General features: G+C 64.7%; 11 protein-coding genes. 4 read left to right on the forward strand and 7 right to left on the reverse strand.

Annotated elements, in window-relative coordinates:
- Positions 1-188 precede the first annotated feature (188 nt).
- Positions 189-989: an enoyl-CoA hydratase/isomerase family protein gene (locus AC1DRP_RS29845; RefSeq protein WP_441508602.1), complete on the forward strand. Its 801-nt coding sequence runs from the start codon at positions 189-191 to the stop codon at positions 987-989.
- 177 nt (positions 990-1,166) lie between these two features.
- Here the strand turns inward: AC1DRP_RS29845 and AC1DRP_RS29850 are convergent, their stop codons facing one another.
- From AC1DRP_RS29850 to AC1DRP_RS29880, 7 genes are all read right to left on the reverse strand, one after another.
- A complete protein-coding gene (locus AC1DRP_RS29850) occupies positions 1,167-1,955 on the reverse strand; it encodes an SDR family NAD(P)-dependent oxidoreductase (protein ID WP_441493488.1) in 789 nt (262 codons plus the stop codon).
- 13 nt (positions 1,956-1,968) lie between these two features.
- On the reverse strand, positions 1,969-3,042 hold the full coding sequence (locus AC1DRP_RS29855) for a phosphotransferase family protein (protein WP_476770376.1): 1,074 nt from the start codon (positions 3,040-3,042) through the stop codon (positions 1,969-1,971).
- A gap of 8 nt (positions 3,043-3,050) precedes the next feature.
- Positions 3,051-3,806: an SDR family NAD(P)-dependent oxidoreductase gene (locus AC1DRP_RS29860; RefSeq protein WP_441508604.1), complete on the reverse strand. Its 756-nt coding sequence runs from the start codon at positions 3,804-3,806 to the stop codon at positions 3,051-3,053.
- Positions 3,807-3,816: 10 nt separating this feature from the next.
- Positions 3,817-5,022 carry an acyl-CoA dehydrogenase family protein gene (locus AC1DRP_RS29865; protein ID WP_476770377.1) on the reverse strand — a complete coding sequence of 402 codons (1,206 nt, stop codon included), beginning with the start codon at positions 5,020-5,022 and terminating at the stop codon, positions 3,817-3,819.
- The gene (locus AC1DRP_RS29870) at positions 5,015-5,455 is read right to left on the reverse strand and encodes a PaaI family thioesterase (protein WP_441508606.1); all 441 of its coding nucleotides are present in this window, start codon (positions 5,453-5,455) and stop codon (positions 5,015-5,017) included. Before AC1DRP_RS29870 ends, AC1DRP_RS29865 begins: the two co-directional genes overlap by 8 nt.
- Positions 5,452-6,441 carry an NADPH:quinone oxidoreductase family protein gene (locus AC1DRP_RS29875; RefSeq protein ID WP_476770378.1) on the reverse strand — a complete coding sequence of 330 codons (990 nt, stop codon included), beginning with the start codon at positions 6,439-6,441 and terminating at the stop codon, positions 5,452-5,454. Before AC1DRP_RS29875 ends, AC1DRP_RS29870 begins: the two co-directional genes overlap by 4 nt.
- Positions 6,442-6,522: 81 nt before the next feature.
- The gene (locus AC1DRP_RS29880; protein WP_441493482.1) at positions 6,523-7,698 is read right to left on the reverse strand and encodes an acyl-CoA dehydrogenase family protein; all 1,176 of its coding nucleotides are present in this window, start codon (positions 7,696-7,698) and stop codon (positions 6,523-6,525) included.
- A gap of 145 nt (positions 7,699-7,843) precedes the next feature.
- On the opposite strand from AC1DRP_RS29880, the gene AC1DRP_RS29885 reads away from it, so the two are divergent.
- From AC1DRP_RS29885 to AC1DRP_RS29895, 3 genes are all read left to right on the forward strand, one after another.
- Positions 7,844-8,650, forward strand: a complete 807-nt coding sequence (locus AC1DRP_RS29885) for an IclR family transcriptional regulator (RefSeq protein ID WP_441493481.1) — start codon at positions 7,844-7,846, stop codon at positions 8,648-8,650.
- Between the two features lie 205 nt (positions 8,651-8,855).
- Positions 8,856-9,281, forward strand: a complete 426-nt coding sequence (locus AC1DRP_RS29890; protein ID WP_441493480.1) for a hypothetical protein — start codon at positions 8,856-8,858, stop codon at positions 9,279-9,281.
- A 402-nt stretch (positions 9,282-9,683) separates the two neighbouring features.
- A partial coding sequence (locus AC1DRP_RS29895; RefSeq protein ID WP_476770379.1) for a SulP family inorganic anion transporter occupies positions 9,684-11,112 on the forward strand: 1,429 nt, incomplete at its 3' end.

Below are 11,112 nucleotides of genomic sequence, written 5' to 3' on the forward strand. Positions count from 1 at the left end.
GCACTGCAAGAGCCGGCTCGCCCCGTTCAAGACACCTCGTTACGTCGAGTATCGCGACGCGCTTCCGAAGACGCCGTCCGAGAAGATCGCCAAGCAAAAGCTCATTGCCGAAAAAACCGACCTTCGCGTCGGCAGCTTCGACCGCGTCACCAATCAGTGGTTCTGATTATATCTAAGGGATAGATCTCATGCCTTTCGAATACGAGCGTGTCGGCAAGATCGGATACTTCACCATCCGCAACGGATCGGTGAACCCGATGACGCCGGCGATGCACAAGCAATTCTATCATATGATGCTCGAATTCCTCGCCGACGACGAGGTGCGGGTCGGCATTCTGCAGGGCGCCGGAGACCGGGCCTTCTCGGCCGGCGACGACATCAAGAACGACTACGCCAAGTTCGCGACGCCCAAGGACGAACTCGCCTATTACCTTGCCCCGAAGCACCGGGTCGCGGAGGGCGAGCCGGACACGTTCACCTGGTCGCGCGAAGTGCTCTCGCTGAACCGATTCAAGCCGATCGTCGGCGCGGTGCGCGGCTATTGCTACGGCCAGGGCATGATCTATCTCAGCCATCTCACAGATATCCGCGTGGCGTCGGAGGATGCCAAGTTCGGCTTCCCCGAGATCGCCTACGGCATGGGTGGGGCGGGCGGCTCGACCCGGTTGTCTCGGTATGTGCCGCATACGATCGCGATGGAAATGCTGCTGACGGGCGACCCGCTCTCGGCGCAGGACGCGCTGCGGGCGAACCTCGTCAATGCGGTGGTCCCTTCGGACCAGGTTCTGGCGAAGGCCGAGGAATATGCCGCGCGCATCGCACGCCACCCTCAACTCGCGTTGCGGATCGAGATGGAGGCCTCGATGCGCTGCATGGACATGTCTCGCCAGGACGCGCTCGACTACGTGAAGAACCTCTACCGCATGCAGCGCTTGGCCTATAACGGCGAAGAGAAGGTCGATGCCTTTCTCTACAAGGGCAAGAACTGAGCAAGGCGCGCCACAGCGAGCCGCTCGGAGCGGGGCCGCCCCGCCGGGCGGCTCTGCTCCCTGCCCTGGAGCGTCGGCTAGATCTCGGATCGGTTGTCATATCCGGTCAGAGATCCAGCACTTCCGTGTCTGGATCGAATTTCCTTAAAACCACAATCGACTTTTCGAGCCGACGCCTTAGACCTTCATGCCGGGGAGATTGAGGGAGGCGGTGTTGCCGCCATCGACGGCGAGAGCCTGGCCCGTGACATAGCTCGCGTCCTCGCTGGCCAGGAAGGCGATCACGCGGGCGACCTCCTCGGGATGGCCATAGCGGCGCAATTCGCAGCGTGCGCCCAGCCGGTCCTCCTTCCCGAGTTCGCGCGCCTTCTCGAAGATCGGCCTCGTCATTCCCGTCTCGATCAGTCCGGGACATACGGCGTTCACCCTGACGCCATAGGCGCCGAAATCGCAGGCGGCCGTCTGGGTCATGTTGATGACGGCAGCCTTCGAAGCGCTATAGGCATTCCCGCCCGCACCAGCCCTGATCCCGGCCACGGAGGCGGTGTTGACGATCGCGCCGCGACGGGCCGCGACCATGGCCGCGCCGGCATGCTTCATGAACAGCATCGCGCCAAAGACATTGACCTGCATCACCCGGTCCCATTCCGCGAGATCCTGCTCGAGCGCGCTCCCCTTGGAACTCGCCATGCCGGCATTGTTGCAGAGAACGTCGATACGCCCATGCCGCTCCAGTGCGCGGGACACACATGCGGAAACCGCGTCCTGGTCAGCGATATCCAGCACCGCGACGGAATGGTCCCGGGCCCGCGGCAGGTCGGCCACGACGTTTGCGAGCTCCGCCTCGTTCCGATCGACTAGGACGAGGAGCGCGCCCTCAGCGGCGAAACGCTGTGCGGTGGCCCGGCCGATACCGCTGGCCGCTCCGGTCACAATGCAGAGCTGGTCCTTGAAACGCATGGTCATCCCTCGCCTCGTCTCAGTATCGGTTGTTCGTGCCGGACAGGGCCACCTGCCGACCCAGTTCGGCCAGCATCCCGGCGCGCTGTGCAACCTCGGCCGCGTTCGCATCGCTGGCATTGCCCAGCACGGAGCGGGCCATCACGCCGTGCAGGATCGCCGACAGACGGAAGAAGGAGAGCGCCAGGAAGACGTGCCAGTCCGGCAGCGAGGCACGGCCGCTCGCCCGACAGTAATGCGCGATCACCTGGTCTTCGCGGGGGATGCCGAGCTCTTTGAAATCGAGCCCCGATAGCCCCCGTCCGCCCGCGACGGTCGGGCTGATATGATAGGGCATGCAGTAATAGGCGAGATCGCTGAGCGGGTGGCCGAGCGTGGACAGTTCCCAGTCGAGCACCGCCGACACCTGCGGGCCATCGCGGCGGTAGCAGAGATTGCCGATCCGGTAGTCGCCATGCACGATCGTGGTTTCATCGGCCACGCCGCAATGCTCGCGCAGCCAATCGGCGAGCCAGGTCAGGTCGGCGATCTCGCCGGCCTCCGAGGAGGAACGATACTGCTTGGTCCAGCGCTCGACCTGACGCGCGACATAGCCGCCGGAGGGACCGAAATCTCCTAGCCCGACATCCTCGGGAACCACCGCATGCAGCGCCGCCAGGGTATCGACGGCGGCGAAATTGAGCGAAGCGCGGTCGTCGCGCGGCAGGTCGGGAAGCGCCAGGCTGTCAAACTGACGCCCGTCGACGAAATCCATGACGTAGAAGGCTGTCCCGATCACCTCGGCGTCTTCGCCAAGCGCCAATGCCTGCGGAACAGCAACCGCTGTCCCCGCCAGCGCCCTGATGATCCGGAACTCGCGCTCGACCTGATGCGCTTTCGGCAGCAGCTTTCCCGGAGGCTTCTTGCGCAGCACGCAGCGTCGATCAGGCGCAGAGATCAGGAAGGTGGGATTGGATTGGCCGCCCTGGAACTGGCGCACCGAAATCGGGCCGCCGAAAYCGGGGACATGGGCGTCGAGCCAGCGGGCCAGCGCTCCCTCGTCGAAACGGTGGTTCTCGATCACGTCGACAAGGGTGGCCACGGGAGCGGTCATCATGCACCTCAGCTGACGGTTTCGCCGCCATCGGCGACGATGACCTGGCCGGTGATGTAGGCGGATGCCGGGCTGGCCAGGAAATGCACGATACCGGCGATATCCTCGACCTCGCCGAAGCGGCGCAAGGGAGTGCGCTGCTCCATCTGCGCGCGCCGCTCGGGCGATTCCACCAGCTCCCGCGCGAAGTCGGTGCGCACGATGCCGGGCGCGATCGCGTTGACCCGGATCCCCTTGGGGCCCCATTCGACGGCAAGATTGCGCGCCAGGGCCGCTTCCGCGGCCTTGGACATGCCATAGGCGCCAATGACTCCGGTGCCGCGCAGGCCCGCGATCGAGGACATCATGATGACGGCGCCGCCGCCGCGATCGGCCATCTGCGGAAGGACGAGGTTGCTGAGCCAGATCGCGCTCTGCACGTTGACCGCCATGATCTTGGTGAAGGCCTCGTCCGGCAGGGTGGACAAGGGTCCGTAGACCGGATTGATCGCCGCGTTGCAGACCAGGATGTCGATCCCGCCCCAGACCTCCAGGACGTGGTCGACGAGCCCCTTCAGCTGCTCATGCGAGCCAACATGGCAGGCTTTGGCGATGGCCTCGCCGCCGCTCGCCCGGATTTCCCCGGCCACGGCGTCGCAGGCGTCCTGCTTTCGGCTGGACACCACGACCCGGGCACCGCTGTGCGCCAGTTGCTGCGCGGTTGCCTTGCCGATCCCACGCGACGAGCCCGTGATCAGAGCGACCTTTCCTTGGACGTCGAACATTGCCTGCACCTCAGTTGCGGTAGGCCTTCAGTTCCATGCGGGCGATGCTGTCGCGATGGACCTCGTCGGGGCCATCTGCGAAGCGCAGACTGCGGGACTTGACCCAGGCGGCGGCGAGGAAATGGTCCTGGGAGACGCCAGCCGCCCCGTGGATCTGGATCGCGCGATCGATGACGTCGCAGGCCATGTTCGGCGCTACCACCTTGATCATCGCGATCTCGCGGCGGGCGGCCTTGTTGCCGACCGTGTCCATCATATGCGCGGCCTTCAGGACGAGCAGCCGCGCCGCCTCGATCTCGCAGCGCGAGCGTGCGATCTGGTCACGGACGACGCCCTGGTCCGCCAGCAGCTTGCCAAAAGCCGTCCGCGACAGGGCACGGCGGCAGGCTGCCTCCAGCGCCCGTTCCGCCAGGCCGATCGAACGCATGCAGTGATGGATGCGGCCGGGCCCGAGCCGCCCCTGCGCGATCTCGAAGCCGCGCCCTTCGCCAAGCAGCATGTTGGTGGCCGGCACACGGACATTCTCGAAAGTAATCTCGGCATGGCCATGCGGCGCATGATCATAGCCGTAGACCGTCAGCGCCCGTTCCACGGTGACCCCGGGCGTATCGAGCGGCACCAGGATCATCGACTGCTGCTGATGCTTGGGCGCATCCGGATTGCTCCGGCCCATTACGATCGCGATCTTGCAATGCTCGCTGAGCGCGCCCGAACTCCACCATTTACGTCCGTTGATGACGTAGTCGTCGCCGTCGCGCCTGATCTCGGTTTGAATATTGGTGGCGTCCGACGAGGCCACATCCGGCTCGGTCATCGAGAAGCAGGAGCGGATCGCCCCGTCGAGCAGCGGCTCGAGCCAGTCCCGCTTCTGGCCTTCCGTGCCATAGAGAACCAGCGTCTCCATATTTCCGGTGTCGGGGGCCGAGCAATTGAAGATCTCGGGCGCGATGGCGGAACGGCCCATCACCTCACAGAAATGGGCATAGTCCAGGTTGTTGAGCCCTGCCCCGTAGCGCGTGTCGGGCAGAAACAGATTCCACAGCCCTTCGGCACGCGCCCGCTGCTGCAGTTCGCCGAGGATCGGTGGCGTGCCCCACCGCGATGGCAGCGCGGCGTGCTGGCGCTCGAAGACTGCCTCGTTGGGATAGACATGCTCGTCCATGAAGCGCTGCAATGCCGCCAGGCGCGGCTTGTGGATGTCCCTGAGCTCAAACATCTGCTTTGTCCGCATGCTGGGTGGAAGGATTGGGCTGGCTTCCCGGCCGCCAGCGGAACGTGCCAATGCCGTGGGCGATGCGCTCGCCGTCGCTGTCGAAGACATGGGCCTCGGCGGTGAAGCTCGACTTGCCGGCCGAGATCGTCCGCCCCTCGACCGACAGCCATCCGGCCCGGACCGGCCGGGTGAATTGCGTGGTCAGCGATATGGTGATGGCAAAACGCGGCGCCTGCCCCTCTTCGGCATGCAGGCCGGAGGCGCAGGCGGCGAAGTCGATCATCGTGCAGAGCACGCCACCATGGACGTAGCCCATCCGATTGAGATGTTCTGGGCCGATCTGAAGTCCGCCCTTGACGTGACCGACCGCCGACTCCTGGAGATCGAGCCCGAGCACGCCAAAGATGCCGATATCGGCATAGCTCGTGGCTCTCACGACAGGGCCCGGCCGGTCGTGAGGACGATCTTGCCGATGGCGCTGCGCGCAGCGAGCAGCTGAAGCGCCTCGACCGTATCGGCGAGATCAAGCGTCCGGCTGATCAGCGGCTTCAGTTTGCCCTCTTCGAACCAGGTGAAGAGCTGGGCAAAATTCTCCTTGTTGGCCTGCCGGTTGCGCGCGGCGAACGTCCCGAAGAAGACCCCCACAAGTGCGCAGCCCTTGAGCAGCAGAAGGTTTGCAGGAATGCGCGGAATGGTGCCCGCGGCGAAACCGACGACCAGAACGCGGCCCTCCCACGCGGTCACGCGCACGGCCTGCTCCAGAAAATCCCCGCCGACCGGATCGTAGACCACGTCGACGCCCTTGTCGGCCGTGAGCTCCTTGACGCGGTCCCGGAGCGATTCAGTTGCGTAGTTGATCAGGTGATCCGCGCCGGCCGCGCGCGCCACCTCCAGCTTTTCGGCGCTGCTTGCGGCTGCGATCACGGTGGCGCCCATCGCCTTGCCGATTTCGACGGCGGCCAGGCCGACGCCGCCACTTGCACCGAGGACGAGAAGCGTCTCTCCGGGCTGCAGCCGCGCCCGCTGCCTGAGAGCGTGCATGCTGGTGCCGTAGGTCATCGAAAAGCCGGCGGCCGTGACCGGGTCCATGCTGGCGGGACGCCTCATCAGCCGTGCGGCACTGACCACGCATTCCTCGGCGAACGCACCCACGCCCACCATGCCGACGACGGGCATGCCGACCTCGAGATGTGTGACGCCATCGCCGACCGAGCGCACGATGCCCGCGACTTCGGTGCCGGGCGTAAAGGGCAGCGGCGGTTTGACTTGGTACTTGCCCTCGACCATCAGCGTGTCGGGAAAATTGACCCCCGCCGCCTCGATGGCGACGCGCACCTCGCCCGGCCCTGGCTCGCCTAATTCCTTCGCTTCGACGACGAGATCTTCCAGCGGCCCAAACGCCTTGCAGATGACTGCGCGCATTTTTCTCTCCCTATGGTTCGGATACGAGGCTCCCGCCTGAGCCGCGGGTCCGGGGACCCGGTAAGCGGCCTCCCGGTTGAATCAGGCGGCCGCACCGGCCCGGCGGGCATCGCGGATCATGTTCCTCGCGATGACCAGTTGCTGGATCTGGGTCGTACCCTCGTAGATCCGGAACAGGCGCACATCCCGGTAGAAGCGCTCGATCCCGGCATCGGCGACATATCCGGCTCCGCCATGGATCTGGACGGCCTTGTCCGCGACACGCCCCACCATCTCGGAAGCGAACATCTTGGCGCAGGCCGCCTCGGTGGCGATGCCATGGCCGGCATCGCGCCGACGCGCTGTCTCTTCCACCATGCAGCGCGCGGCAAAGCTCTCCGCCTTCATGTCGGCCAACATGGCCTGGACCAGCTGGAATTCCGCGATCGGCTTGCCGAACTGGTGCCGCTCCATGGCGTAGGCGAGACTGTCGGCAATCAAGCGCTCAGCGACGCCGACGCAGACGCCGGCAATGGTCAGGCGCCCGCGATCGAGCACCTTCATGGCGGTAACGAAGCCCTTGCCCTCGTAATCCGGCCCGCCAAGGATCGCCGTCTTCGGCACGCGGACATTGTCGAAGATCACGTCGCAGGTATGGGCGCCCTGCTGCCCCATCTTCTTGTCGGTCCGGCCCAGCGTGATGCCCGGGCGATCRGCATCGACCAGAAACGCTGAAATGCCCGCGGCCGTTTTGCTGTCAGGGTCGGTGCGCGCAAAGACCGTGAAGAGGCCGGCGACCGGGGCGTTTGTGATGAAGCGCTTGGTGCCGTTGATGACAAAGTCATCGCCGTCGCGCCGGGCCGAGCTGCGCAGCGACCCCGCGTCCGAGCCTGCTTCAGGTTCGGTCAGGCAGAAGGAGCCGACGCGCTCCCCGCTCGCCATCTCAGGCAGATAGCGGCTTTTCTGCTCCTCGGTGCCGTCGATGATGATGCCTTGCGAGCCGATGCCGTTATTGGTGCCGATCATCGAGCGGAAGGCCGGAGATGTTCCGCCAAGCAGGAACGAGACCTGGACCTCTTCCGAAAGCGTGAGTTCGAGGCCGCCATAGGCCTCCGGAATCGCCATGCCGAACAGCCCCAGCTCCCGCATCTGCGCAATGATCTCGGCCGGCACCTGATCGTTCTGCGACACGAGCGCCTCGTTCGGCCTCAGCTTTTCGCGGACGAAGCGCTCGACCGCGTCGAGCAACTGGCGGAACACATCAGGGTCGAGCGCCATCTAATTCCATTCATCGGAATTTAATTCCATTATTGAGTTTTCTCGCATATGGTMTATCAGACCGTCAAGCCGGCACGGGCGGTTGGATCGGTTCAAGGCCCGCTTCTTTGGGTCGCAATCAGCTGAGCGATGGTGACGAAGCAGTATGCGCAAACGCGAAACGCCGGTGGGCGCCGCCCTGCCGGGCGAGAATGAGGACCAGGACCCCCGCTTCGTCACAGCGCTGGCGCGCGGCCTGAATGTGCTGCGCTCCTTCAAGCGCGGCGATCGCGCTCTGGGCAATCAGGAACTTGCCGACCGCACCGGGCTGGCGAAATCGACGATTTCGCGGCTGACCTACACGTTGAGCAAGCTCGGCTATCTCGAATACTCACCGATGAACGGGCAGTACTCGCTGTCTGCCGCAGCCCTGGCGCTCGGCTTCTCGGCGCTCGGCAACCTGGCCATTCGGGATGTCGCACGGCCACTGATGCAGGAATTGGCCGATCGCGTCGGCGCCTCAGTCGCACTCGGCGCGCCCGACCAGCGCACGATGATCTATATCGAGGAATGCCGTGGTTCGAGCCCGCTGCATCTCGGCATCGAGATCGGCTCGCATATCCGGATGGCGACCTCGGCGATGGGCCGCGCCTACCTCGCAAGCCTGGATCCGGCGACGCGATCGCGCATCGTCGACGTGCTGTGCGACCATGAACCCGACAGCGAGAGCACCCGGGCCGGCATCGAAACCGCCGTCAGCGAATACGCCGTGCATGGCTATGTTCGCTCGGTCGGGGAATGGAAGCAGGAGATCAATTCGGTCGGAGTGCCCATCCTGCTGCACGGCTCACGCCCGTTTGCGTTGAACTGCGGGGGATCGGCTCTCTCGCTGCCAAGGGAGAAGCTGGATGAGGTGGGCGTGCAGTTGCAGGACGTCGCCCGCCGTATCCGCCAGGCGTTGGGCAGCGACTGAACCTGAGGTGATAAAGGGCATGGGTCGCGGCGAAATCCCGACGGCCGCTGACCGACTCCGGAATACCCTCCTCATGAGCGGTCCATGGCGTTCGCCGCCCAACGTAAACCAAGATCTCGTCATGAGGACGGAAATCGACGTTCACAGCATCGACGGGGATGAGAGACCCGCTATAGTTCGCGAAGGTCGAGCATTGGGGGAACAGATGACTATCGCCTCTTACGCAAGTGCTGCCATCGCCGGTCTTGTCGCCGCAACAGCTCTGGTCTCGCATGGTTGGGCAGCCGAGGGTCGCTACGCGGCCTATCAGGGAGCCTGGCTTGCCGACGGCACGGCCTGTGAGGAGATTTTCTCACCAGGCCGAAACGGCATGACCTTCAAGAGCCCACCCGATCTTTTCGTCTCGGCCTTCATCATCAGCGGTGACCGCATCAGAACATCGGCCGCCACATGCAGGATCCAGTCGGTCAAACGTGTCGGCGATCGCGACTTCCTGTCGCTCGGCTGCGTCAACCCGGTCTCGACCTCACAGGTGTCCGCGATCATGGCCAAGGAACCGGATGGCCGCATCAAGCGCTTCTACAGCGCGAACGACACCAGCGGCACCAATTACAGGCTTTGCCCGAAATAGGACGGCACCGCTCGCGGAACCTCACGGCACTATCCTGAGCCGAACGCTGGTTTCGGCATGCGAGGGGCACCTGATCGGCGCCACGATGGGCAGTGCCGGCCACTTGCAGGTCGGTGGAGGGAGCCGGGCCGCCGGTTTGCGCTGGACGGTTCCCGGCATCGGCGGCTTCATGAGCGGGGCCGTGCACTCTTTGATGTTGATCGTAAGCGGCGCTGACCTTGGAAGACGGTTTGGCCCAGGCCGTCCTGCTTCGGCATTGGCCTTGCCGGAGCCGGGCCATTCACGCAGGCACGATCGTGAGGGCGCGCCATGCAACCAAATGGTCCCCAGGCCGACCGCGGCGGCGGGTCGTCCATCGGCAGATTCACCGAGAACCTGTTCGGATGGGCTCGCCGATATCAGATGGGCAACCTCAAACAGGATATCCCGGCGGGCCTTGCCCTGGCGGCCTTCACGATCCCCGAATCCCTTGCCTATGCTTCGCTCGCCGGTTTGCCTCCCGTCGCCGGGCTCTATTGCTATCTCGTGGCCGGCCCCGGCTATGCCCTGTTCGGCGCGAGCGGCCAGCTCGCCGTTGGGCCGACATCCGCGCTCTCGGTCCTGTTTCCGACCGGCTTGTCCGCCCTCGCCGCAGGAGATCTGTCGCGTTACGCCGCCTTGGCGGCCGCGACCGCGATCGTGTTCGGCCTGATCTGCGTCGCCGGACGCCTGCTTCGCGCCTCGCAGACTGCCTATTTCATCTCGGACACGATCCTGCTCGGGTTCAAGACGGGCGCTGCGCTCTACATCGCGTCGACGCAACTGCCCAAGCTCTTTGGCCTGCCTGGCGGGACCGGTAATTTCCTTCCACGTCTCCTGCAGCTTTGGCGGGAATTGCCCACCGCGCACGGCCCCTCGCTCGCCATGGGCATCGCCGCGGTTGTCCTGTTTCTGGTGCTGGAGAAACTGATGCCGCGGCGGCCCACCACCTTGTTCGTGGTGGGCGCCGCCATCATCGCGACTCACCTGTTCGGCCTTGATAAACTCGGGATCGCGATTGTCGGAGACATCCCACAAGGTCTCCCGCATTTCGGTATCCCCGCGATCAAGCCGGAGGACCTGACGGAGCTCGTACCGCTGGCCTTTGCCTGCTTTCTCCTCGGCTTCGTCGAGACGAGTTCGGTTGCAAGGAGCTTTGCCCAGGAGAACGGCACCGAAATCGATACGGATCGGGAGCTTCTGGCCCTTGGTGCGGCCAATCTGGCCGTGGGTGTTTCGCAGGGCTATGCCGTCTCGGGCGGAATGTCGCAGAGCGCGGTCAACGCCATGGGCGGCGCGGTCTCGCCGGCGGCGCTGCTCGTCAATTCGGCAGCGATCCTGCTCGTACTGCTCTTCTTCACGGGCGTGTTCAAATACCTGCCCGAGCCGGTGCTTGCCGCCATCGTGCTGATGGCCGCGAAGCATCTCGTCCGCTTCCGGCAGATCGGCAACCTGCGGCAGGTTGCGTTCGCGGAATGGATCATCGCGCTGGTCGCGTTCTTTGGCGTGCTGATTGCGGGCGTCCTCAACGGGGTGCTCATTGCAGCGGCGGCATCGCTCATGCTGACCATTGCACAGCTCACTCGGCCGGAGATCGCCACCCTTGGCTTCGATGCCGAGAGCAGCAGCTTCGTGAACCTTGCCAATCGCCCCAGCGCAACCACCGCGCCCGGCGCCCTGATCCTGAGGACAGCCCACCCTTGGGTCTATTTCAACGTCGAGAATATTCGGCGCGGGATTCTGGACAGGGTTGCCGAGACTCAGGGGCTCAAGCTCGTTGTCCTGGATTTTTCACCGATCACCAGCATCGATG

It is taken from the genome of Allobosea sp. 01N443, from assembly GCF_056399325.1.